At 42.3% G+C, this 23,260-nt stretch carries 28 protein-coding genes; 14 read left to right on the top strand and 14 right to left on the bottom strand.

The window, feature by feature from the left end; translation table 11 throughout:
* Nucleotides 1-82: 82 nt before the first annotated feature.
* Nucleotides 83-646: a sugar O-acetyltransferase gene (locus HMPREF9965_RS03315; protein ID WP_000200253.1), complete on the bottom strand. Its 564-nt coding sequence runs from the start codon at nucleotides 644-646 to the stop codon at nucleotides 83-85.
* 177 nt (nucleotides 647-823) lie between these two features.
* Here HMPREF9965_RS03315 and HMPREF9965_RS03310 point away from each other — a divergent pair, with 177 nt between their 5' ends.
* From HMPREF9965_RS03310 to HMPREF9965_RS03300, 3 genes are read left to right on the top strand one after another with little or no spacing between them, the layout of a single operon-like run.
* Complete coding sequence (locus HMPREF9965_RS03310; protein WP_000468872.1) at nucleotides 824-1,132, top strand: rhodanese-like domain-containing protein; 309 nt, start codon at nucleotides 824-826, stop codon at nucleotides 1,130-1,132.
* A gap of 20 nt (nucleotides 1,133-1,152) precedes the next feature.
* The gene (locus HMPREF9965_RS03305) at nucleotides 1,153-2,808 is read left to right on the top strand and encodes an FAD-dependent oxidoreductase (RefSeq protein WP_000691453.1); all 1,656 of its coding nucleotides are present in this window, start codon (nucleotides 1,153-1,155) and stop codon (nucleotides 2,806-2,808) included.
* Nucleotides 2,798-3,094 carry a rhodanese-like domain-containing protein gene (locus HMPREF9965_RS03300; RefSeq protein ID WP_000258398.1) on the top strand — a complete coding sequence of 99 codons (297 nt, stop codon included), beginning with the start codon at nucleotides 2,798-2,800 and terminating at the stop codon, nucleotides 3,092-3,094. The genes HMPREF9965_RS03305 and HMPREF9965_RS03300 overlap by 11 nt, the downstream gene beginning before the upstream one ends.
* Before the next feature lie 43 nt (nucleotides 3,095-3,137).
* On the opposite strand, the gene HMPREF9965_RS03295 is transcribed toward HMPREF9965_RS03300, so the two are convergent.
* The 4 genes from HMPREF9965_RS03295 to HMPREF9965_RS03280 all read right to left on the bottom strand — a co-directional run bounded on the left by HMPREF9965_RS03295 (nucleotide 3,138) and on the right by HMPREF9965_RS03280 (nucleotide 5,694).
* Nucleotides 3,138-3,626 (bottom strand): prolyl-tRNA synthetase associated domain-containing protein, encoded by a 489-nt coding sequence (locus HMPREF9965_RS03295; RefSeq protein WP_000388665.1) that lies wholly within the window; start codon nucleotides 3,624-3,626, stop codon nucleotides 3,138-3,140.
* A gap of 132 nt (nucleotides 3,627-3,758) precedes the next feature.
* Nucleotides 3,759-4,037, bottom strand: a complete 279-nt coding sequence (locus HMPREF9965_RS03290) for a hypothetical protein (protein WP_000141637.1) — start codon at nucleotides 4,035-4,037, stop codon at nucleotides 3,759-3,761.
* Nucleotides 4,038-4,068: 31 nt separating this feature from the next.
* Nucleotides 4,069-5,382 carry a DUF6630 family protein gene (locus HMPREF9965_RS12605; protein ID WP_000159360.1) on the bottom strand — a complete coding sequence of 438 codons (1,314 nt, stop codon included), beginning with the start codon at nucleotides 5,380-5,382 and terminating at the stop codon, nucleotides 4,069-4,071.
* Nucleotides 5,383-5,436: 54 nt separating this feature from the next.
* Complete coding sequence (locus HMPREF9965_RS03280) at nucleotides 5,437-5,694, bottom strand: metal-sensitive transcriptional regulator (protein ID WP_000185163.1); 258 nt, start codon at nucleotides 5,692-5,694, stop codon at nucleotides 5,437-5,439.
* Nucleotides 5,695-5,876: 182 nt separating this feature from the next.
* Here HMPREF9965_RS03280 and HMPREF9965_RS03275 point away from each other — a divergent pair, with 182 nt between their 5' ends.
* The 10 genes from HMPREF9965_RS03275 to HMPREF9965_RS03235 all read left to right on the top strand — a co-directional run bounded on the left by HMPREF9965_RS03275 (nucleotide 5,877) and on the right by HMPREF9965_RS03235 (nucleotide 13,085).
* Nucleotides 5,877-6,497, top strand: coding sequence for a GTP pyrophosphokinase (locus HMPREF9965_RS03275; RefSeq protein WP_025170811.1), 621 nt, complete (start codon nucleotides 5,877-5,879; stop codon nucleotides 6,495-6,497).
* A 9-nt stretch (nucleotides 6,498-6,506) separates the two neighbouring features.
* Nucleotides 6,507-7,181, top strand: a complete 675-nt coding sequence (locus HMPREF9965_RS03270) for a response regulator transcription factor (protein WP_000698149.1) — start codon at nucleotides 6,507-6,509, stop codon at nucleotides 7,179-7,181.
* A complete protein-coding gene (locus tag HMPREF9965_RS03265; protein ID WP_000488865.1) occupies nucleotides 7,182-8,414 on the top strand; it encodes a sensor histidine kinase in 1,233 nt (410 codons plus the stop codon).
* A 52-nt stretch (nucleotides 8,415-8,466) separates the two neighbouring features.
* Nucleotides 8,467-8,874 (top strand): hypothetical protein, encoded by a 408-nt coding sequence (locus tag HMPREF9965_RS03260; RefSeq protein WP_000395299.1) that lies wholly within the window; start codon nucleotides 8,467-8,469, stop codon nucleotides 8,872-8,874.
* Between the two features lie 45 nt (nucleotides 8,875-8,919).
* The gene (locus HMPREF9965_RS03255) at nucleotides 8,920-9,984 is read left to right on the top strand and encodes an ankyrin repeat domain-containing protein (RefSeq protein ID WP_001085629.1); all 1,065 of its coding nucleotides are present in this window, start codon (nucleotides 8,920-8,922) and stop codon (nucleotides 9,982-9,984) included.
* A gap of 25 nt (nucleotides 9,985-10,009) precedes the next feature.
* Nucleotides 10,010-10,411, top strand: coding sequence for an ankyrin repeat domain-containing protein (locus HMPREF9965_RS13280; protein WP_255264837.1), 402 nt, complete (start codon nucleotides 10,010-10,012; stop codon nucleotides 10,409-10,411).
* Between the two features lie 65 nt (nucleotides 10,412-10,476).
* On the top strand, nucleotides 10,477-11,082 hold the full coding sequence (locus tag HMPREF9965_RS13275) for an ankyrin repeat domain-containing protein (RefSeq protein WP_255264836.1): 606 nt from the start codon (nucleotides 10,477-10,479) through the stop codon (nucleotides 11,080-11,082).
* Nucleotides 11,083-11,106: 24 nt separating this feature from the next.
* Entirely contained in the window at nucleotides 11,107-11,697 is a 591-nt protein-coding gene (locus HMPREF9965_RS03245) for an SMI1/KNR4 family protein (RefSeq protein ID WP_001167226.1), read from the top strand.
* Nucleotides 11,698-11,792: 95 nt separating this feature from the next.
* Nucleotides 11,793-12,515 (top strand): DUF4241 domain-containing protein, encoded by a 723-nt coding sequence (locus HMPREF9965_RS03240; RefSeq protein WP_000411536.1) that lies wholly within the window; start codon nucleotides 11,793-11,795, stop codon nucleotides 12,513-12,515.
* A gap of 12 nt (nucleotides 12,516-12,527) precedes the next feature.
* Complete coding sequence (locus HMPREF9965_RS03235; RefSeq protein WP_000051125.1) at nucleotides 12,528-13,085, top strand: SMI1/KNR4 family protein; 558 nt, start codon at nucleotides 12,528-12,530, stop codon at nucleotides 13,083-13,085.
* 168 nt (nucleotides 13,086-13,253) lie between these two features.
* Here the strand turns inward: HMPREF9965_RS03235 and HMPREF9965_RS03230 are convergent, their stop codons facing one another.
* The 9 genes from HMPREF9965_RS03230 to HMPREF9965_RS03190 form a co-directional block, all read right to left on the bottom strand.
* Nucleotides 13,254-14,108, bottom strand: a complete 855-nt coding sequence (locus HMPREF9965_RS03230; RefSeq protein ID WP_000220451.1) for a VOC family protein — start codon at nucleotides 14,106-14,108, stop codon at nucleotides 13,254-13,256.
* Between the two features lie 106 nt (nucleotides 14,109-14,214).
* Entirely contained in the window at nucleotides 14,215-15,252 is a 1,038-nt protein-coding gene (locus HMPREF9965_RS03225) for an aldose epimerase family protein (protein ID WP_000649397.1), read from the bottom strand.
* Between the two features lie 146 nt (nucleotides 15,253-15,398).
* The gene (gene lacD / locus HMPREF9965_RS03220; protein ID WP_004242967.1) at nucleotides 15,399-16,394 is read right to left on the bottom strand and encodes a tagatose-bisphosphate aldolase; all 996 of its coding nucleotides are present in this window, start codon (nucleotides 16,392-16,394) and stop codon (nucleotides 15,399-15,401) included.
* Between the two features lie 10 nt (nucleotides 16,395-16,404).
* Nucleotides 16,405-17,571, bottom strand: a complete 1,167-nt coding sequence (locus HMPREF9965_RS03215; protein WP_000936011.1) for an SIS domain-containing protein — start codon at nucleotides 17,569-17,571, stop codon at nucleotides 16,405-16,407.
* 104 nt (nucleotides 17,572-17,675) lie between these two features.
* Nucleotides 17,676-18,080, bottom strand: coding sequence for a PTS sugar transporter subunit IIA (locus tag HMPREF9965_RS03210; protein WP_000045700.1), 405 nt, complete (start codon nucleotides 18,078-18,080; stop codon nucleotides 17,676-17,678).
* 3 nt (nucleotides 18,081-18,083) lie between these two features.
* Entirely contained in the window at nucleotides 18,084-18,905 is an 822-nt protein-coding gene (locus HMPREF9965_RS03205; RefSeq protein WP_000185283.1) for a PTS system mannose/fructose/sorbose family transporter subunit IID, read from the bottom strand.
* Nucleotides 18,892-19,797, bottom strand: coding sequence for a PTS mannose/fructose/sorbose/N-acetylgalactosamine transporter subunit IIC (locus tag HMPREF9965_RS03200; RefSeq protein ID WP_000616986.1), 906 nt, complete (start codon nucleotides 19,795-19,797; stop codon nucleotides 18,892-18,894). Before HMPREF9965_RS03200 ends, HMPREF9965_RS03205 begins: the two co-directional genes overlap by 14 nt.
* 26 nt (nucleotides 19,798-19,823) lie before the next feature.
* Nucleotides 19,824-20,300: a PTS sugar transporter subunit IIB gene (locus HMPREF9965_RS03195; protein ID WP_000156959.1), complete on the bottom strand. Its 477-nt coding sequence runs from the start codon at nucleotides 20,298-20,300 to the stop codon at nucleotides 19,824-19,826.
* Entirely contained in the window at nucleotides 20,297-22,084 is a 1,788-nt protein-coding gene (locus HMPREF9965_RS03190) for a glycoside hydrolase family 35 protein (RefSeq protein WP_000196612.1), read from the bottom strand. Before HMPREF9965_RS03190 ends, HMPREF9965_RS03195 begins: the two co-directional genes overlap by 4 nt.
* Nucleotides 22,085-22,400: 316 nt before the next feature.
* Here HMPREF9965_RS03190 and HMPREF9965_RS03185 point away from each other — a divergent pair, with 316 nt between their 5' ends.
* Nucleotides 22,401-23,117 (top strand): GntR family transcriptional regulator, encoded by a 717-nt coding sequence (locus tag HMPREF9965_RS03185; protein WP_001007187.1) that lies wholly within the window; start codon nucleotides 22,401-22,403, stop codon nucleotides 23,115-23,117.
* Nucleotides 23,118-23,260 lie beyond the last annotated feature (143 nt).

The raw sequence follows: 23,260 nt of genomic DNA, 5'->3' as shown, positions 1-23,260 counted from the left end.
TGTTTCCTTGACCAAGAAAACCAAAAAGAAGAAAAATTTATAAGAATTAAGCTCATAAAAAGAACAGCCAAGGCTGTTCTTTTTAGTTTTCTTTTACTGGGATTTCCTTGATAACACGCGCAGGATTCCCAGCTAGGACGACATTGTCTCCAAAGGACTTGGTGATCACGGCCCCGGCTCCCGCCACTACGTTATTGCCCAGTGTCACTCCAGGAAGGACGATGACGCCACCTCCAGCCCAGAAATTGTCACCGATGGTGATGGGCTTGCCGTATTCGACCCCTGAATTGCGTTCATGCGGATCCAGTGGATGGAGTGGGGTTAAAAACTGACAGTTGGGACCAAGCATGGCATTGTTACCGATGCGAATCGGACAAACATCCAGCATGGTCAAATTCCAATTAGAATAAAAATTTTCCCCTAGATGGATATTGACTCCATAATCGACCACCAAGCGTGGATTGACATAGAGATTTTGCCCGGTTGAGCCAAACCAAGTCTTGATAATATCCGCTCCCTTCAAGGGATCTGCTTCCTTGTTAAAGGTAGCCTGTTTTTGGCAAGAAGCCTGCGCCAAGGCCCGTAATTCTGGGTCCGACGGACGGTAAGGCTCCCCTGCTATCATTTTCTGGTATTCGCTGGTCATCTCATCACCTCATACTTACTTTGGAGCCCATCATATCAAAAAGCCTTTGAAAGGTCAAGAATAGCCTGCTTTCTAAACTCTCAAAACCAAGCCCTCTCCCAAGTCAAAACAACTTGCTTGACAAAAGCTTGACTTCATGGTTTAATATACCCCATAAGGGTATATTTGGAGGTGCCTATGTTTCACTTATTATTTACAAAAATTGACAGTATTTCTACCAGCGAGTTAGAAGCTAAACTCAGAGAACCAATTCAGCTACTGGATGTTCGGACGCCTATGGAATTCCGTAGAGGTCATATCAAAAATGCCAAAAATGTCCCTCTAACCGAAATCGGTTCTTACACACCTGCGACAAAAGAAACACTTTATGTCATTTGTCATTCTGGTGTGCGAAGCAAACTAGCTGCGAAGAAGCTAAAGAAAAAAGGTTACGATGTCGTCAATGTTCGAGGCGGTATGAGCGCTTGGACAGGTAAGGTCATCTAGAAGCATAAAGGAGAAAATCAATGAAAATTATCATTGTCGGGGGAGTTGCAGGCGGTATGTCAGCAGCAACCCGCCTCAGACGTCTCATGGAAGACGCTGAAATCACTATTTTTGAGAAAGGTCCCTTTGTTTCCTTTGCAAACTGCGGACTTCCTTACTATGTTTCAGGAGAAATTGCAAACCGTGATAGTTTATTGGTCCAAACTCCTGAAAGTCTCAGGGCACGCTTTAATCTCGATGTGCGGCCATTTCACGAGGTTATCCAGATTTCGCCAGAAGAACACACTGTGACGGTGCGGCACGATGAACAGGAATTCACGGAAAGCTACGACAAGCTGATCCTCTCTCCAGGAGCTAAACCGTTTATTCCTGCCATTGAAGGTTTGGCAGAAGCTAAGAATGCCTACACGCTTCGCAATGTTCCTGACCTCGATGAGATTATGGCAGCCTGGGACAATCATCCAAAAGAAGCTGTCGTTATCGGTGCAGGCTTTATCGGGCTTGAAATGGCTGAAAATCTGGCAAAACGTGGATTGCAAGTCACCATCGTGGAGAAAGCACCCCATGTCTTGCCACCATTAGATCAGGAAATGGCGGCCTTTGTCCAAGCAGAATTGGTCAAAAACGGCGTTCGCGTTATCACTTCTCAGTCTGCGACTCGATTTGAAGAGCAAGGAAAAACCATCGTTCTCGAAAACGGTCAAAAGATTGCTTCTGACCTCACCATCCTTTCTGTAGGTGTTGAACCTGAAAACAGGCTGGCCAAAGCTGCGGGGATTGAACTGGGACTACGTGGCGGTATCTTGGTCGACGAGCACTACGAAACCAGTCAAAAAGATATTTTTGCAGTTGGAGATGCCATCGTCGTCAAGCAAGAGATTACTGGCCAAGATGCCCTCATCTCTCTCGCTTCTCCTGCTAATCGTCAAGGACGCCAAGTGGCGGACGTCATTGCAGGACTCGGTCGTACCAACAAGGGCAGTATCGGCACTGCTATCGTTCGTGCCTTTGATATGACAGCTGCTTCGACTGGTCTCAGCGAACGTAGTCTTGGCATGAATCAACTTCCTTACAAGGCCCTTCATGTCAGTGGGAAAGACCATGCTGGTTATTATCCAGGCGCTACTGATATGACCTTGAAGCTCCTCTTTGACCCAACCACTGGAAAAATCTACGGTGCCCAAGGAGTCGGGAAGAAAGGCGTTGACAAGAGAATCGATATCCTGGCAACTGCTATCAAGGGAAATCTCACCGTATTTGACTTACCAGAACTGGAGTTCACCTATGCGCCACCATTTGGCTCTGCCAAGGATCCCGTCAATATGCTGGGCTACGCAGCTTTGAACCTTATCGAAGGCCTCAGCGACAATATCCAGTGGTACCAGCTCGAAGACGAACTAGCTTCTGGTAAGAAATTCCTAGATGTACGGACAAGTGGCGAATTCCAGAGTGGCCGACTCAAAGTCGATACCATCCACATCCCCCTAAACGAACTACGTGAACGCTTGGATGAACTGGACAAGAACCAAGCCTACATTATTAGCTGCCACAGCGGTTTACGTAGCTATATCGCAGAGCGAATCCTCAAGCAAGCAGGCTTTACCGTCCAAAACCTTGACGGCGCTTATTCCCTATACAAAATGGCTAACCCAGAAGGAGTAGAATATGGTAACTAATATCAGCATGGCTGACTTTTATGAAAAATACCAAAATGAAAAACTAGATCTTATCGATGTACGTGAAGTACATGAATTCCAAGCAGGACATGCACCAGGTGCAAAAAATCTGCCTTTAAGTACCTTGGAGCAAGGCTACAAAGAACTCAAACCTGACCATGAATACCATGTCATTTGTCAAGGTGGAGTGCGTTCTGCCTCTGCCTGTCAATTTCTTAGTGCCCAAGGTCTCACCGTTATCAACGTAGAAGGTGGTATGAATGCTTGGCCCGGTCAAGTAGAATAATCAAAAAACCGATTAAGATGAACTTAGTCGGTTTCTTTAATATTTATAACTCGATGATATGAGCCTCATAGCCAATGGCTTCTAGGAATTTGAGTATATCTTTCGTATCCAAAAAGAGGGTTTTCTCGTTGGTATTGGGGTGAAAACTCATCCGTTTTTCAGACATGATTTCTTTGTCGAAATAAACCTGAATGTCCTTGTCAGTATTGTTCAGCAAGCCAAATGGAGATACTACACCTGCTGGTAACATCATTTTTTCAAACAAGCTCTCAGAGGAAGCCATACGGATTCTATTGGCTCCTACCAAGTCTTTCAAGAGGTCCATATCCAAACGTTTCTTATCATCCATAATCACGAGATAATAGGCCGTTTTCTTTTTGTTGGTGAGAAACATGGTTTTTGTACGGACACCTTCGATCCCTTCGATAAAGCTATCGGCTTGCTCTGTCGTCAAGGCTGGCTCGTGCTCCACGATTTCAAAGGGAATATCTAGCTCATTTAGCATCTCTACTACTTTTTCGTATGCTTCCATTTGCTGGCCTCCTTTAACTTGTCTTACTACCTTTAGTTATACCACAAAAATAGGTTTTCTTCCAATTTGTATCCAAGCATCTCTAGGTTTCTTTCATTTTCATACAAGTTATCTTAGACGGAACCCCAACTGTTAGGCTGGGCATGATTTCCAGCCAGCAAGCCCATCTTTTCTTTCCACCGCATAGCCACAAGGTATATCCGCGACTTGTCCGATGGATGCGTCTAGTTTAAATGCTTCAGCTAGGGAAATGAGGCGTGCATCCTCTCCAGTGTGGTCTTCTGAACACAAAAATTGCCACATGCCATCCTCTTCATCGTGGGAGATAAAGGTGATCGGATTTTTCCCAGCCAAGACATGGTGACAAACTATACAGGCTGTGTTGGGTGCATCCTTAAATGCAAAAGTCATCTTGAACTCCCTCCTTGAAATACACTAGCAATTACATATTTTTTGCATGGCCGAAACGCTGATTGATTGTGTGACTCAAGGTGACTAATTTTTCCAGAATATCTCTCTTGCAGATAAATAGCACATAACTATCACTATTAATATCCATACAAGCAAGACAGAAATCGTGTCCAGCCCATCTTTCGTCCAAAATTTTACACCAAGTAGGGATGTCATCACCCTCGTCGAACCAATTCTCCTCCAAATCAAGAGTTTGTTTAGCTGCCAGAGGCTCTAGTTGGTACAGAAATTCATCCTTATCTGTCTTCCAGTCTAACTCAATCACTGCATCCACAGCAAGCAGTTCATCAGCAATAGCAAGCCATTTTATCGTAGCTTCATCAACCTCTTCGCTTATTCCTCGCTCGTCATATCTATCTGCATACTGCTTGAAATAGGCTTTCGGTGATTCAAAACAGGAGGTCAAACGAGATCGTACCTCACTATCATCTGTTAGCAGTTGGGTTATTTCTTGATAGATTGCGATATTTTTCTGCTCATCTGTCCGCATATCTAGTACAATTTCCCAGTCTTCTAGCTCTGATGTGACTCTGTTCTCCAAATATGCCCGAAGCATGTCTTGAGTTTCTTTCTTGCTCAGCCCATTTTTTTCGTAGATTACATTCTCGTTGATTCGTTCGGCGTCGGCAACACTGATCTCAAAACGAAAAGCGTCCGAATCTTCATCCTGACAAACCTGTACAAAATCCGATACAAGCTGACTCCCCTTTAGTTTAACTGGCTGCTGAGGTATTAAAGTGAGAAAATCCCTATCACCATCTTGTACAGCTGCTAGTTGCTGCCATACTTCCTCAAGTTCAAAGCCATTTTGTTCCTTCTCACCATCATCTAGCATCCAATCCGCAAAGATTCTTCCGGAAATACTCGCAAAATCTTCTCCCTCATCTCCTGCTAGATAAGGCTGATCACTTGTAACAGGGGCCATCTCTTTGACAACCTTTTCAGTCTCTTTTTGAATCCAAACTTGTCTAAAGAAATGGGCAACAACGCTAGGAAAGATCAAGACAGGCAGACAAATAAGAGTCCCTGCAAGTGCGAGACCCTTATATCGATTTTTTGTGGGGCTCCCTTCTGATAACTGATTTAGAAAGTCCGCTACTTGATTAAAAAGTTCGCCCCCAGTGACCCACAATAGGAACAAACATTCCACACCAAGTAGGCCAAGCCAGATAAACGCCATTCGCTTCGCTGCCTGACTACAGATCTCCATTTTAGTTTGCATAGGAATGGCTTCTGTCTCAGGAATACTCTGAAACCATTTTTCTGCTCGTTCTTCTTTTGTCATCTTTCATCTCCTGTGATCTACTTTCTTATCCTTGTTCTAACACGTAGAAAACGACTATTTTCGTTTGATTAGGTACTGAACAGCCTTTTCTAAGCGTTCTTTTTGAGCTTCAGGGTCGTCTAGGGGTTGGTTGATGCAGGCTGTGAGATTCTCGGTAATGATCATCTCAATCACACGCTCCACACTCGAACGAACCGCTGTCAACTGAGTAATGATATCTGCACAATCACGCTCTTCTTCTATCATTTTTTGGATACCACGTAACTGGCCTTCTGAGCGTTTAAGCCGTGTAATATACTTTGAGTTTGTCATTGATTTATCCTTGGTCACTTTTTCTTCATTATATCTCTAATGGACTTCTTTGTCAAAGTTCTCGTTCCCTCTTTATCTATAGAATCTTACCCTGCTATCGCTTTCATGGTATAATAGAATGACAAATACTATTAGAATCTATGCTCGTAGCAATACGAGTCATTCTTAGAATGGACCAGCCTATGAACTCTATCTACGGCACTTGCGAAGCCTACTTACCCACTATCTTGCAGACCTTTGTCCAAGATATAGAAAAAGCTGCTACAAACTACAAACAAGAAACCTCCCTCAAGCTATATGAACACTTGCACGCACGAATCAAAACCGAGGAAAGCATGCGCGAAAAATGCCGACGTAAAGGCCTGCCTCAGACGAGTCAATCCGCTCTCAAAGAAATCCGAGATGCTATCGGTGTTCGGATTATCACAGGCTTTACAGATGATATCTACCGCATCATAGAGTATATTCGCCAGATGCCAAGCATCCATATTTTTAAAGAGAAAGACTATATCCGTCAGGTCAAACCTAATGGCTACCGTTCCTACCATCTGATCCTCGAAGTGACTACTCCCTACCCAGACTGTCTGGGAAATGCCCAAGGGATCTACTTTATCGAGATCCAGCTACGCACGATTGCCATGGATTCCTGGGCCAGCCTTGAACACCAGATGAAATACAAGAAAAACATCCAAAATCCTGAGCGAATCACGCGCGAGCTCAAACGTTGTGCCGATGAGCTTGCTTCATGCGACTTGACCATGCAGACCATTCGTGATTTGATTCAGCGATCTGACCAAGACTAAGGAGAACCTATGAAAATCCTACTTGCCGAAGATGAAGCTCAACTAAATCGCGTCATCACTGTTGCTTTAGAACGCGAAGGCTATAGCGTTGATTCTGTTTTTAACGGACAAGACGCTGTCGAAAAGGCTAAATCTAACCACTATCACCTCATGATTTTTGACATCATGATGCCAATCAAAACTGGAATCGAAGCCCTCAAAGAAATTCGCCAGGCAGGCAATACGACCCACGTCATCATGTTGACAGCCATGGCCGAAGTGGATGACCGCGTAACTGGACTTGATGCAGGTGCTGACGACTACTTGACCAAACCTTTCTCGCTCAAGGAACTCTTGGCTAGACTCCGTTCTACCGCACGCCGCCTGGAAGACTATACCCCGGATACAGTCCAATTAGGAAATACCCGCTTGGATATTGACGAGCAAGAATTGGCTGCTACAAACAGCATTCGTTTAGGGAAAAAGGAGACTCAACTCTTGACCCTCCTCATCCAGCATGCTAACCAAGCCCTCAGTTGTCAACAACTACTAGAGCAGGTCTGGCCAGACGAGCTGGAAGAAAGTGATCACGAGCTCGTCTTTCTATATATCTCCTACCTACGCCAAAAACTCCAAAGTGTCCAGTCTAGCTTACAAATACTTGGGGATGCAGAAGGCCCCTTCCAATTGACAGGAGGTGACTAGATGTTTCGAAAACTTCGTATCAAATTTATCGCAACGGCCACTCTTGCCATCACTCTGATTCTAACCTTCTTTCTAGTTTTGATGAATAGTATCGTCTACACTCAGACAGAGGATAATATCCAAACCGTCCTCTCCATCTTGTCTAAAAATGAAGGCGAACTCCCAATCACAGATGAAATCAAGGAAAGTTTCACCAAAAAGAACATCCAGGAAGGGATTATCTACAATTTTCAGTATTTCTCTGTCAGAGAAAAGGCAAATGACTACACTATTTCTCTAGGGAATGTCCAATCACTGACCGAAGCAGACGTTAGAGGTTTTCTCCAGAGAATTCTTAAAAAACAGGAAACCTATGGCACGATTACTCGCAATGGGCGCTACTTCACCTACCAGATTAGTCAGACAGCTTCGGGTAAGCTCCTAGTCTTCTTTGAAGCTACCAACTACATTCGCGAACGGGACACCCTCTTTCAAGTCTCTATCTGGTTATCACTGGCTAGCCTATTTCTCCTTGCTCTGCTCTTTACCTTGATTTCTGGGATTGTTATCCGTCCCTTCGTCAAAAACTATGAGAAACAACGGATGTTTATCACCAATGCAGGACACGAACTCAAAACACCGCTGGCTATTATTTCGGCCAATACCGAGCTTCAAGAACTCATGGAAGGAGAGACCGAGTGGAGCATCAGTACCAAAGAACAGACCGAGCGTCTCAACCACTTGATTGGAAGACTTATCCGACTTGCTCGACTCGAGGAGCAAGAGGATATCAAACTAGCTCCTCAAAACATCTCCGTCATCGCTGAAAAGGTCGCCTCAGACTTTGCTCCTCTCTTTACCAAAGAGGATAAAAAATTTGAAAGCCTGATTGAAGCAGACCTTATAGAAAAAGTAGCCCAAGAGGAATTTTATGAGCTTCTTAGCATTCTTCTTGACAATGCCCGCAAATACTGTGATCCAGCAGGCACCATCCGTCTAACTCTCAAACGCAAAGCCTATCTCCTACGCAAGCGCACCTGTATCACTGTGTCTAACGACTATAAGGATGGGCAACCTGCCAATATCAAACGCTTCTTTGATCGCTTCTACCGCGCCGAAACATCACACAATAACCAAACCACCTCTGGGTATGGCATTGGTCTCTCCATGGCCCAGCACCTCGTCAGTCTGTTTAGAGGAAAAATCTTTGTCACCTATAAAAAACAAGTGATTACCTTTACCATCTGGTTGTAAACGTGGGAAAGCCTAGTCGGAGTTTACTCAATCAAAATACAAGGAGACGCCAATGGAATTTTTAGTAGCTGAAGAGGGTATTCCTCAATGCATCGGTTGCGAAGGAGCAACGATAGCATATTATGGGAGTGAGATAGAATTTCATTATGAAACAGTGCCACCGCATGGAGATGAAATTTTTTCTGCAAACTTGCCACTGTTAGATACGCAGCTTCCATTTTGGATCTATGGGAGAAATTTGATATTTTTAGATGCCTATTATATGCTTGCTGAAACCGTACAGAAAGGCACTTGGGATCCGATAACAAGCATGCTTATCAATATCCATACAGGGAAATATGCCAGTTTAGAGCACTGGTACAACAACATATCCGTTAAAGAAAAAGAAGTCGAGCTGAAAAACGACTACGATGGAGAGTCTATGGTTTTAAAAGATGTTGATGGGCTTAAGTGGGTTTAGAAATGTAAAATGCAAATGTTAGTTTTATATTAAAGGAGAAGAACAATGGCCAAAAAAAGAGTCACCTTACCTAAAAATTTTGATGAACTGATTACAGCAGGAGATATTGAAGCTCTTAAAGCAGTATATGATAAATGTGAGCTTACTGCTCATAACGGCAGATACAGCTTAAATACGGCACTTCATTATGGAGGTGTTCCTAACGAGCTTGTTATCTGGTTAGTAGAACAGGGTTTAGATGTAAATACTCCTGATTATTATGGGCGTACACCATTATATAAACATGCCGCTTTGGGGAGAGATACTGTAAAACTGCTGTATGAATTAGGCGGAGATATACAAAAACCTGATACATATGGGAGTACACCTCTACATACGGCAGCAAGGTTTTTCCGACCTAAGATAGTAAGTTTTTTGATTGAAAAAGGTGCAGATGTTAATCCCAAAACTGTTATGGGACGAACTCCTTTAGCTGAAGCCCTTGCTACTTGTAGGCAGATTAATATTGCACAGGTAGCAGAAATTGCAGAAATGCTCATAAAGGCGGGCGCTGAGGTAACTCCTGATATGGCAGAAAGAGTCGAACTAATCGGAAAGGATTTTGAATTTCACAGAGAAAACTTTAATAAAGATTACTTGACTGAAACAGAAGCAGGGCTTGAGAAACTCTATGCACTGTTTGATGTAAAGCCTGCTCCGAAACGCAAGATACATGACGGAGTTTCTCCTATTATTGTAAAAAAAGGTTCTTGGAAGGAGCAGTATAACGAGCTTTGGGATTTACTCATTCCTTCAAGCGGGCCAGCAAAAACTGTACAAGGCGAAGTGATCCGTATAACAGGGCGCGTACAGGATGAGCTCTATAGAAATGGCGGTGTCAACTGGGATAAACACTATCGGAACATGCTGAAAGCCCTGCCAAATCATTTCGCTTCAGGTACACCACTTTCCAAAGAAGAACTGGAAGAAACTAAGGAACTGATTTCCAGCATCCGTGCAAAAGGCTGTGATGAAGATACTATAACTGAACGTTTGTGTGAACTTTCGGTTCTCTGGGTAAGCCTAAATCCTGATCCGCTTCCTTTAGGGGAAATAAATTATAACAGATGAGTACATAATCTGTAGGAGACTTAAAATGGTCAAATTAAAAGATATAGGAAATTTTAAATCTGTTCCACAAATTGTAGGTGATATTATAAAGGGGAATATACCCGCACTAGATGAGTATTTTTCAAAGGGATGGGATATTGAAAAGGGTATAAAAATAGGTAAGTATACCACTTTGTCACCTTTAGAAATAGCTTTGATTATGGAAAGTTTTAACTCTGTAAAATGGCTTGTGCAAAAGGGCGTCAATCTGAATGTAAAAGGAAGTCCTTCATTTTTGCTTGCTGTAAGGTATTGTGACGAAGCTATTATCAGGTATCTGGTAGAACATGGCGCAAAGGTGAACTGTGTAAATGAGGTAAAAACAGAAGCCTTTGAACAGGCTTTATATGAAAAAAATACGAGAACCTGCCTCTTATCCACGAGTTAGGTCATAGGGTAGAAAAATACGGTGGACAGGCATTTCGCAGTGCAGTTTCAGACAGAAATTATGAAGTGCTTGATTTCTTTATAAAGAACGGAGTTAATATTAACTACAATGCCCCTGATACGGTCTATCCTTTTAAACCAACCCCGCTATGTGTAGCCGCAAGGTATGTTGATTTGAAAATGTGTCAATATCTTGTAGAAAATGGAGCAGATGTAACAATAACCGAAAAAGACGGGATGCGTCCATACAGTATCGCACTTGAAAATGGCGATGAAGAAATGGCTGCATATTTTAAGCAGTTAGAACCTGAAGAATACCACAGTTTACAAAATAAACTGGATGAACTGAAGTCATTTAAATTGCCTAAGGTAGTAATTGATTTTCTTCAAAGTGAGGAATTACATTTCGAGCTTAAAGACTGTGATTTTAAATGGATAGAGTTTTTCTCTTTAGTCAATACTGTTCCGATTAAAAAAGGTAGACAGAAACTTCTGCGTATATCTAAGCTGACAGGAGATTATGACCATATCTATATTGTATGGGATCCTAAAACAAAGAAAGTGGCTTCCTATGATATAGAGCATGAAGAGTTGAAAGATATGTGCAGTTTTGCGGAATTTGTAAATGATATGCCAGCATATATGCAACAAATAATCGAAGGAGATCTGTAACTAAGCAAATAAAGGGTGGATGGTATGCAGATAAGTGATGAGATAAAAAAGATAGAAGAGTACATCTGTGAAAATTTTGAGGAATGGGATTTGGATGACCCTGTAGAGGAAGAATATCTGGACGATTATCAGGAAATCCCTGGAGCTTCTGAGGAAGAACTGGTAGCATTTGAGGAGAAATTTGGGATAACGTTGCCTGATGAGGTAAAAGAGCTCTACAGGTATAAAAACGGGAATAACTATCTCAGTATTCTGCCTTGCCTTGTAGATGAAAGAGACATGGCATTTTGCTTGCTGAGCCTGCAGGCTATCGAAAACACTAAACACTATTTTCAAAACAGAGACTCCCTCTTAACTGAATTTCCTGAGCATTTTACAAGCCAAGACATTGAAAAAATGCGGGACGAGAGGATAAAACCCTATCTTTTTAATAAAAAATGGATTCCTTTTGCCGAGTATTGTGACAGCTGTTTCCTGATGCTGGATTTTGATCCGAATACAGAGGGAAAAGAAGGGCAGATTATCGGCTATATCCATGATCCTGATGAAGTTGTGTATGTGGCAGAAAATCTTAAAGACCTAATTTTTTCGATCATTAGGGAAATAAAAGCATAGAATGAATGCATTTGTAGGAAAAATGATAATGAGTACACAATTCTCTAACTCAGAAAGTACCAACCTAAAATAAAAGATTTAGAAAGGAGCTGTTTATGGAAAAAATACAAACTTCACAAGAGTGGTTGCAAAAATACCAAGAAATAAAACACCTGCTCACTTCGTCTATCAATTATGCAGACTGTTTTGATAGGAAAGAAATACAGGACATGGAAGTTTTTGTTTTGGATATGGGGGAAGTGACTTTCCCTAGCGGAGAAATTCTGGTTCGCGATCCTTTGGTCTGGCTCCGTAGAGAGGAAAAGCCCTACTTACAATCTGTACCCAAAGGAACATATAGAATAAAAACCTTAGTAGCCAAGTTAGAAGAAGATCACTACAGGTATGTAGCAACGAGAATCCAATTTACAGATCAAGTGCCAGTCATCTACTATGAAGCACTGACTGGTGATGAAGATATAGACACTGTTGAAAAAGACTCTTATTTTGGATTTGCAGTTGACGCAGGTCTGGCAACAATAGTGGACGTTGACACCAAGAATGCCTACTGCGATTTTGAAGACAATTGGTATAAAGAAAATCCTGACAAAAATATCTACGACGATTTCTTTGCAGCAGTTTTTGCCCAAAATGCCATAGACAATCCCCTTTATCAACGTGAGGGCGGGGATTGGATTAATTTTAAAATCCCCAACGCTGACCTAAGCATTCCGATGATCCAATCAGGTTTTGGAGACGGAGTCTATCCCGTCTACTTTGGCTATGATAAGGATAATCAGCTTTGTGATTTGGTTGTCGAATATATTTACCTAGGATAGAGAGGAATAGCAATGTCACTAGAAAAAGTCTATGATTATTTTCATCATTATGATTCTAAAACCTACCAAGTTGTAGCCTGCATGGGAAATGAACACTCCGAACAGGATATAGAAGATTTTGAAAAACTGTATCAAATCAGTCTTCCAGACGACTTTAGAGAATTTACCATGTCACCCCTAGGCGGACTATATATGGAAGTCAGGGAGGAACTGTGGCCTAGAGCTAAAGCATTTGATGTGGCACCATTTTGGACATTTTGCCGTGGTATTAAAGTCTATGGTATTGCAAATGAGATACCTAATTTTCTAGATATTCGACTGAAGACCAAAGAATTACATGAACTAGGTTTTGTAAATTATATCCCTTTTCTGTCTATCATCGGTGATGGAGATGTGATTTTCTGCTTTGATAAAAATAATCACATTGTCGCCTTAGATTGGTATAGTAGTGGAGAGGCTGAAGAACTCGATAGTGACTTTTCAGATCTTTTGCTCAAGCAAATCCAAGAACTGGAGGAGCGTAAAAACAGAATGTTAGAGAGAATCGAGAAACAGAAAAAAGAAAAATAAGCCATGTACTGACCAAACTGCCTCTAATGTCAATACAACAGCACGGAACCCAAAATGAGTTGGGACAAAAGTCTAACCTTAAATATAAAAAGCGAACAAGTCCGCATTCTAAAAACAGAATGCGAGCTTATCCGCCTTTCTCTATGTATATGATGCGTTTTCCTCATCTCATCGTTCCAAGCGAATGCGAGTCACAATCCCATCTGGATCTACCAAATCCAACTCACTCGAATTTAACCACTTGATCGGTGCTTCTAGCTCTTGTGCTTGCTTAACGATGTTCAGGAGTTCTTCTTTGCTTTCGACTTCAAGGACATAGTAAGCCAAACCTGGCAAGCCTTGCTCACGCGGAGCTAGCCCTTTTCCAGCCCATTCGTTGACAGCCAGGTGGTGATGGTACTGACCAGCCGCTATCCAACTAGCACTAGGAATGCTAAATTTATCTTCTAGCCCTAACACTTTTTGATAAAACTGACTCGCCGCGTGGCTATCCTTCACCGATAGATGGATATGCCCCATTCTCGTCCCTTCAGCTAGGATAAAGGGATCTACCTTTTCTCCTAACTCATAGATATCCTGTGCCGCAAGGGCTTCGGTCACACCGATAATGCGGCCGTCTTCTCGAATATCCCATGAAGACACTGGCTTATCACGGTAGAGTTCAATGCCATTTCCTTCCAAATCCTCTAGATAAATAGCCTCGCTGTATCCATGATCTGTACCCCCGACCAGAGGAATCCGCAAGTCAATTAGGTATTTCAAGACATCTGCCAAGGCTTTTCGTGTTGGCAACAAAATCGCCAGATGGTAAAGCCCATAGTGCTCCCTTACTTCGCCAGACTTTTCTGCCTGAATCAAGTGAACCAAGGCTTTTCGACCAAGTCCCAAAATCGCTTCTGTCTCCGTTTGAGATAAAATCTCCAAGCCAATAATCTGGTGATAAAAAGCCGTTTGACTCGTCAAATCCTTGACATTTAAAACCGCCTCTGCTAGGTAAATATGGCTTTGGTATGCATAAGTCATCGGGTGTCTCCTTCTGTTGTAACTTTATAAATTACATCAATTATACACTATTGAGATAAAATGTCAACGAAGACAACTCAAAAGAGCTGGAAACCAGCTCTTCTTTTTATTTGACAACAAGCTCGTAGCGAGTTTTGCTGGTGAAGGTTTGACCTGCTTTGAGAATGACTTGGTCTTTGAGGTCGCTGTGAATAGCATCTGGTAAGGCCTGCGCTTCAAGGGCAATCCCATTGTGCTGTACCATTGGCTGGCCTCCTATGATGACACTCTCATCCACAAAGTTTGCTGTGTAGACCACAAAGCAAGGGGCCTCTGTCTTGAAAAGTAGGAAACGACCTGAGTTTTGGTCATAAAGGAAACCAGCATTGTCATGACCTGTAGGAAGGGCAAATGGGTGATCCAAACCAGATACCAACTGGATTTGCTCATCATCCTCTGCAAAGATATCCTTGAGCAAAGCACCATTGTAGATGTGTTTCACCACATCACGATCAGCATCTGGAGTCTTTGCTGGAACACCGTCTGGAGCGATTGGGTAAATGCCCTCCGTATTTAGCTGAAAGACATGGCGGTCAATTGTCTGTGTGAAATCACCAGACAAGTTGAAGTAGCTGTGATTAGTTGGATTGACAAGCGTATCCTGATCTGTCGTCACCTTATAGCTGACTTCGTAGGCACCAGTTTCTTCCAAGTGGTAGCTAATCCAAATCTTGAGATTGCCAGGGAATCCCCCTGTCCCGTCTGTACGCTCTGTGTAGAGAGTCAAGCCATGGTCGCTCACCTCAACCAATTCAAACAAGCTCGAATCCCAACCTGTTGAACCACTGTGGTTGCAGTTGCTAGCGTTGTTGACTTCAAGATTATAGGTCTGACCATTGAGCTCAAATGTCGCACCTGCAATACGGCCCGCTACAGGACCTACACTTGCTCCATGTTTGGGACTATTGCCTACATAGCTAGCAAAATCATCAAAACCCAAGATAACATTGGCAAAATTTCCAGCCTTGTCAGGTGTGACATATCGTAAGATGGTCGCACCATAAGTCATAACTTCAAGCTGGTAACCACCATCAGTCTCAAAGCGATAGGCCAAGACATCCTTGCCCTCATGATTTCCAAATACACGCTCTGTGTATGCTTTCATTCTTCTCTCCTTTGATCCATTTCTCTTAAGTAAACAAACCATAGAGAGTGTATTCACCATCTATGGTTGTAGTTTCTATTTTCAGAATCCTTTGTCAGAAAACCTTAAGTATCTTCTTAACAAAAGGGAATTCTTCTATTCTTGTTTTATGCTTCTACATGTTCAGTCCATGAAGTCGCTGTTGTTTGAAGAACCTTGTTGAGTTCGTCAATGTTCTCAAATCCTGTTGTACGCAACCATTCACGAGCTGCTGCTTCACCATCTTTGATGTAAGCTTCAACCGATCCAGCCCAGGTTGCACGGCCGCAAAGAACGCCGTTGAAGTTTGCGCCTGATTCGTGGGCAAAGACAAGTGTTTCTTGGAAGAGTTTAGCTGACACACCTGCACTCAAGTAGATGTATGGAAGATTTGTCGCTTCATCTTGAGCTTTGAAGAAGGCTGCTGCTTCTTCGCGAGTATGGACGATTTCTCCATCACCAAAGCCTTCAACGTATTTGACATTGACTGGAACTTCCACTTTTAAGACGTCAATGTTAAAGCGTGGGTCTGAGAAGACCTTCATGGCACCGATAACCTTGTGTGGTTTCACTTTTGCGTATTCTGCAGAACCTGCGTCAGCAATTTTTTCATCGTAAGCCAAGATTTCAAGGAAGAATGGGATGTCTTCCGCCACACACTCAGAACCGATGCGTTCGATGTAGGCTTGTTTTTCTTGGTTGAGTTCGTTAGCACTATCTACGTCATAGTAAAGCAAGAACTTCACAGCGTCTGCGCCTTGTTCCTTGATGCGTTTTGCAGACCAAACATCCAAGCAGTCAGGCAAGCGTTTGGTGCTTGTTGTATCGTAACCAGTTTTTTCATAAGCAAGGAGAAGACCAGCATTTGGATCAAGCGCTTTTGTAGCTGGAAGTCCATACTCAGGGTCAAGAAGCATAGAAGATGCGTATTTTGTCAATTCATCTGCAACCAAGACTTTGAGTTCTTCCATTTGAGCAACAGTTGGCTCTTCCGTTTGGTATTGAGCCATGAGGCGTTTCAAAGCACCACGTTGGTCAAAGGCAAGAGCTGAGATAATGCCGTTTTCATCTGAAAGTTTTTGCAGGCAGGCTACTTTATTGGGACTTAATTGTAATTTACTCATAGACACTTCCTTATTTTTGATAGTCATGAATGATAACACCTTGTACCACACGGTTTACTGTACCTGTTGGAGACGGTGTATCTGGTTTATTTTCTACCTTGAGTGAAGTCAAAAGGGCAAAGAGTTGGGCATATACGATGTAAGGGAAGACACGGTAAATATCATTCAAGACTCCACCACAGCCAAGAGCCACTTCTTTGACATTTTCAAGACCAAAGGCTTGATCACTCAAAAGAACGACACGACGAGCAATCTGGTCACCAGCAACTTCACGAACCAAGTCCAAGTCGTACTTGCGAGTGTAATCTGTCGTTGTACCAAAGACCAAAACAACTGTATCTTCGTTGATCAATGATTTTGGACCGTGACGGAAGCCAACTGGACTTTCATACATAGTCGCCACCTGACCAGCTGTTAATTCCAAAATCTTCAACTGAGCTTCATGAGCAAGCCCAAAGAAAGGACCAGCGCCCAGGTAGATAACACGGTTAAAGTCAAGGTCAACCAGCTCTTTGACATCTTCTGCATTTTCTAGAACTTTGCGGGCAAGGCTAGACACAACTTCAAAACGTTGAACTTTCACAGCAAATTCTGTAGGATCAAAGACCAAGAGAGCTGTTAGCATCATAGACGTAAAGCTAGAAGTCATGGCAAATCCAGCGTCATTGGAAGCAGCTGGTTGCAAGAGCAAAAGATTGCGGTCATCGCCATGAGCTTGAAGCGCCAATTTCCCTTCTGCAGCACATGTAATGGTCACTTGATAGAGGTCATCAACCAAGGCTTTAGCCAAATCAACCGTCGCCACACTTTCAGGTGAATTCCCACTACGAGCAAAGGAAACAAGGACAGTCGCCACATCTTTTTTCAGATAGGTCTCTGGATTGACAACAATATCAGTTGTCGCAATGGCATTGAAGTTCCATTTGCGTTCGTCATAGACTTCCTTAAAGTATGGTACCAAGGTATCTCCCACATAAGCAGAAGTACCAGCACCCGTCAAGATAACCTTGATATAGTCATGTTTATCAGCGATCCCTTGCAAAAAGGCTGCAATTTCTTCTCGTTTTGCTTGATAGGCTTCAAAAGCCTCTTTCCATACATCAGGCTGTTGGTAGATTTCACGAGTCGTGATTTCTGCACCCAGTTCAAGTAATTCTTCTTTTGTGTAATTTAGCATAGAGTTCCTCTAATCTATTGTTGTTTCATTCCTATTGAAAATATGGGAATGGGAGTGACTCCCATTCCCATGTATATTCTATATAAGATGCTCTAAGTCACATCTTATTCATCTTCGTCATCATCGAAGCCCGCTAACAGGTCGTTGACTTTTACAATGCTTTCTGCAGCACGGCTCTTATAATCCGCATCTGCACCTGTAAGGCTGGCATTGATAAATTCAATCACCATTGGAAGATTCATCCCTGCGTAGAGTTCAATGTCGCGACCTTCCATTATCAAACGGCTTACCACGTTACATGGTGTACCACCGAGAAGATCCGCAAAGACTAGGAAATCATCCAATCCTTCGATAGCAGCTTCAAATTTTGCAGTAAATTCTTCTGGACCATCTTCTGGAAGAAGAGCCACTGCATGAATGTTGTCTTGTGGGCCCATAATCATTTCTGTGCTACCTTTAAGTTCTTCACAGAAACGACCATGACTCACCAAAATTAATGATTTACTCATAAATTATGCGCCCATTCCAAGCAAGAATTTACCGATGAATGAAAGACCTACTGCAAGAACGATAATGATACCGATAGCTTTAGTAGAGTTCATACCTTTCTTACCAAGCAACCAGAAGATGAAGGCAGTAAAGATTGCTGGAAGCAAGCGTGGGAAGATTGAGTTCAAGATATCTTGGAAGTCAATCAATTTTTCACCGATTGGCAATTTGTAAGAAATGTCAAAGTTGATCATTGTTGCTACAAGAGCACCCATCATGAAGACACCAAGTACAGATGCAGCGTCAATCAAAGCTGTCAAGGTACTTTGCATGTTGTTGATAAGGTTAACCCCTTCTTTGTAAGCAAATTCCAACTGTTTCCAACGGAAGATGTCATAAGCTACTGCAACTGCGATCCAAAGGAAGATACCCCATGGTTGGCCAGCGATAGCCATAGTTGCTGCGATAGATCCCATGATAGCAGGTACAAGTGAACCAAAGATTGTATCTCCAAGAGGAGCAAATGGTCCCATCAAACCTGTCTTGATACCGTTAACGGCGTCTTTTGAACCTACACCATCTTTTTCTTCCATGGCAAGGTCAAAACCAGCGATAATTGTGTGGAAGAATGGTGAAGTATTGAAGAATTGAGTATGAACTTTCATCATTTCTTTCAATTCAGGAGTTCCATCCCCATACATTTTACGCAATTGAGGCAAGATCATGTAAAGGTAACCAGAGGCTTGCATACGCTCGTAGTTCCAACCTAATTGGAAAGTAAACAAGCTACGTTTGTTGATTTGATTAAAATCTTCTTTTGTAAGTTTGTAATTAGAATTCGTCATCTTCGATTTCCCCACTTTCTGATGGTGTAGAAGGTGCTGCTACAGCTACTTTTTGGCTGTTCTTAAAGTGAACAACTGCAAGGAAGATACCTACGATAGAAACACCGATCATAGACAAACCTTTGAAGTTATTAGCAAAGCCAATCTTTTCAGCAACATCAGCAGGAAGAGTACCAAGGATACCCGCAACAACTCCACCAAGACCTGTTACATATGAGTAAAGAACAGTCAACATAGCTGTCAAACCGAATCCCATTGCAAGGTAGTGAAGGTTACGTTTAACTGGAAGGTAACGAAGCAAGATTGCAAATCCAAGACCTGGAAGCATACGTCCTGCAAGTGTCAAACCGTCCGCAACCCATTGGTATTCTTTAACAAGGTTTACAACACCTTGTACGAATTCTCCACCAAAAGCAAGAGCGAAGAAAACTGGAAGGGCACGTGATGCAGCCCAAGGAAGCGCACCAAGTAGGTAGTTGCGTTCGATACCTTTGTAGTCAAAGCGTTCGATTGCAGCATCAATACGGTGTGCAAAGAAAGTAGTAGTCATACGACCAAGTACGTCGAAGTAAGTCAAGAGAGCTGCTACTGGTACAGCGATTGTTGTGATCGCAAGATCTGTATTGATACCTTGTGAAACAGAGAAAGCTGTTGCAAGAACCGCACCAGAAGTTGCGTCGATACGAGAAGCACCACCGAAGGTACCAACTCCAAGAACAAACAACTGCAAGCTACCACCGATAAACAAACCGGTTGTCAAATCTCCCATAATCAAACCAGTAATAAAACCAGCGAATACAGGGGAACCTGCAGATGAAACGATTGTCAACTCATCACAGATTTGATAAGCTGAGTACAAAGTGAGAAGTAAAATTTGCCACCATTGTATCATAACAATGACCTCCTAAAAATTTTTTCCTATTTTAATAAGCTCAAAAAGTCTGAAACTGGATCATTTGGAACCATTTGAGCAGTGAGTTTCACACCTTTTTCTGCTAGTTTGTGGAAATCTTCCACATCCTTGTCTACCACGTTGATAGAACGTGTGATAGAGCGAGTTTCTGGTGTTTGAGACATATTACCAACGTTGAGTGTTTCAAGCGGTACACCTGCTTCGACCAAACCAAGGAAACGGTCTGGTTTACGTGCAACGATAAAGAGACGTTGGCTATCGTATTTACCAGCAAGGATATTTGCCGCTGCTTTCTCAATTGGCAAGATACTAAGTTTTACACCTGGTGGTGTAGCAAGCTTCAAACCACTCTTTTCAATATCGTTATTAACGACTTCATCGTCTACAACCATAATGCGTGAAACATTTAGTTTTCCAGCCCAAAGATTGGCTACTTGACCGTGGATCAAACGTCCATCGATACGGCATCCTACAATTGTCATAAGTTTTCCCCCTTTATGTGTTTTAGTGTAGGTTTACGAGTTAAATGAATCTCTTCTTTATATTCACCTTCAGTTTCAAAGATGATGATGCGGTTAGCACCTTCCTTGAGATAGCTATGAGGGATATAAAGTGAGAGGGTCGGGCCGACATTCCAGAAACGTCCTAGGTGACGCCCGTTGACAAAGGCAACTCCCTTACCAAACTCAGATAAATCTAAGTAGGTATCCTTAGGCTCTTCAACAGTAAAGTCGAAAGCGTAAAAGGCTGGTTGTCCTTCTGTCCATCCTTTTGAAAAATCAATTTTCTCAGGATTATCCAGTGGTAGTGGATATTGTTTCCAATTTAACATGAAGTGTAGATCTTTACAGATACCTGTACGAATTCCTTTATGTTGCGTATCTGCTAAGAACTTGTGTCCGTAGTTGACACGCCCCATATTTTCGACCAAGATGTCAATCTCTGAAAAACCTTCTTGATTTCCCTGACAATAGATATCTTCACCAATTTCTGTCTGGTATTGAGTGGCAATCCATTGACCATCTACAAAGAGTTGAGCGCGGTCACGTCCATCGATGATACGGAGACGTTCCTCTTCTGCATCCCAACTTGCTTCAGTACGATAGAGAAGGTAGCCATAACTTTGACCAAGTTCTTCCATCGCTTTTGGATAGAGGCTCTCAGTTGGACTTGCCAGACTATCCAGGGTTTCAAACAAGGAAACTTTTTCGGCTAGTGGAATGGCCTCTATCTCCATGCTTTCCTTGTAGAGTGGGGCCAACTGTGGATACTCTGGGAAGTGTGTTGCCATCATCTTCTTGACTGCTAGGTATTTAGCAGTTGGATTTCCTTCTTCATCGAGAAGGGCATCATAATCGTAAGATGTAACTTGTGGCAAATCTAGAGTTCCTCGAGCCGAGCAACCATTCATGAAACCAAAGTTTGTGCCGCCATGGAACATATAGAGGTTGATGGAGCCTAGCTCTAACACCTCTCGAACAGCTTCTGCCAATTCTTTCGGATCACGTGTGATGATAGGTTCTTTCCAACGATTGAACCAGCCATCCCAGAATTCCATACACATGAGGGGCCATTTCTTACCATGCTCATCAAAGAATTCCTGCATCTGTGAAAAGTTGTACGGAGCTTTAGAACCGAAGTTCCCTGTCACAAAGAGGTCGTCTTCGATCAATGTTCCAGCTTTCAGAGTAGCCCTCCATGGACCATCTGAAGTAAAGAGTGGGCAATCAATCCCTCGGTCTTCCATCAATTTTCGAATCGCTCTCAGATAAGACTTATCTTCTCCATAAGAACCATATTCATTTTCGACTTGCATCATGAGAATGTTTCCGCCATTTTCCAACAAGCGAGGCACAAGCCTTGGCAATAATTGGTCATAATAGCGAGCAACTGCCTCAATGTAGGCTGGGTCGGACGAGCGGATTCGCATGTCCTTGGTCAAGAGCCAAGCCGGCAAGCCACCAAATTCCCATTCCGCACAGATAAATGGAGACGGGCGTACAATAGCGTAGAGACCCAAATCTTGTGCAATTTGAAGAAATCTCTCCAAATTTCTGGCACCTTCAAAATCAAACTCCCCTTCAACAGGTTCGTGTAAATTCCAAGCCACATAAGTCTCGACTGTATTAAAGCCAAGCGCCTTTAAGTTGTAGAGGGAATGATACCAATCCTCTGCTGGAATCCTAAAATAATGAATGGCGCCGGATAAAATCTTGAACGGTTTTTCATCTAAATAGAAATCGTCCTCAATTTTAAATCTTGTCATGTTACTACCTCTGACGAATTAAGTTTGCGCTTTCATTTATTATAATATTAACTATAATCAAATCTCGTGCATTTGTCAATAGGTTTTAGAAAATTCTTTAAAATTTTTCTATTTTTTTACTTCTTTTTTACCAAAATTATCTAAAAAATAGCATGAAATGAGGGCTTTTGCACGACCTCTGTTTTGACGGCGATTTTATATATGTGCAAAATAATATTTTTAATGTATTATGTTATTTTTTCATCTAAATGCTACTATTTTCTTTGTGTTTGTGGTAAAATCAAAGAAGGAGAAAGAAAAAAATTGAGGTGCAATTATGGCTATTCCAAAATACCAATATATTAAAGACGAACTCAAGAATAAAATCATCTCAGGTCAATTTGCGAGTGGAGACAAGTTTTATACTGAAGCAGAGTTGATCGCGATGTATGATGTCAGTTCTATCACAGTTGTTCGTGCCTTGAACGACCTTGCCAAAGATGGCTATATTGTCCGCCAGCAAGGAAAAGGAACTTTTGTTTCACGCGCTCGTAAGCACAAACTCGTTGAGTTTTCAGATGTGGAAATTTTTGAAACAAAGGACGATAAGGTAACTGTCCTTTCTATCGAACGTGGAAATAAGCTTGAATATTTGGAAAAACTTGGTTTGCGTGGAGACCAGTTCTACTACAAGATCGAACGGACACGTCAAACTAACGGTGTGACCTATATCTACCACACTTCTTATATTCCCGAACAATATATCAATGCCAACTATCCAAATCTTGACTACTATAGCTCTATCTATAAACGTTTCAAATTGGATTACCGCATTCACATGACTGATGAGCATTTTGAAGAAATCAACGAAATCGCATTCCCAACACCCGAGCATGCTGCTTCTACGCTGGGAATTGATACACAATTTCCAACTGTCTTCCAAACGAAGACTACAAAACTTGAGGCCACTGGCCAAGTCCTTGCCTATAGTGAAACTTATAAACGAGCTGACTACTACAAAATCAAATTCATCTCGTGTGATCGAGGTCATTAAGAAAAAGCTTGAGCCTAGCTCAGGCTTTTTCTATTTCATTATAGCACGCTTGATTTGTAATGAACAGGCGAGAAAGGGTGAATCTTTAATTAGTAGTGCTTTTACTAAAACAAGTTAAATATTGGCTAGATTTTCCTTGTTTT

The organism is Streptococcus mitis bv. 2 str. SK95 (assembly GCF_000222705.1).
Lineage (GTDB): Bacteria > Bacillota > Bacilli > Lactobacillales > Streptococcaceae > Streptococcus > Streptococcus mitis_AY.
This window is presented reverse-complemented; position numbering and strand designations above follow the sequence as displayed.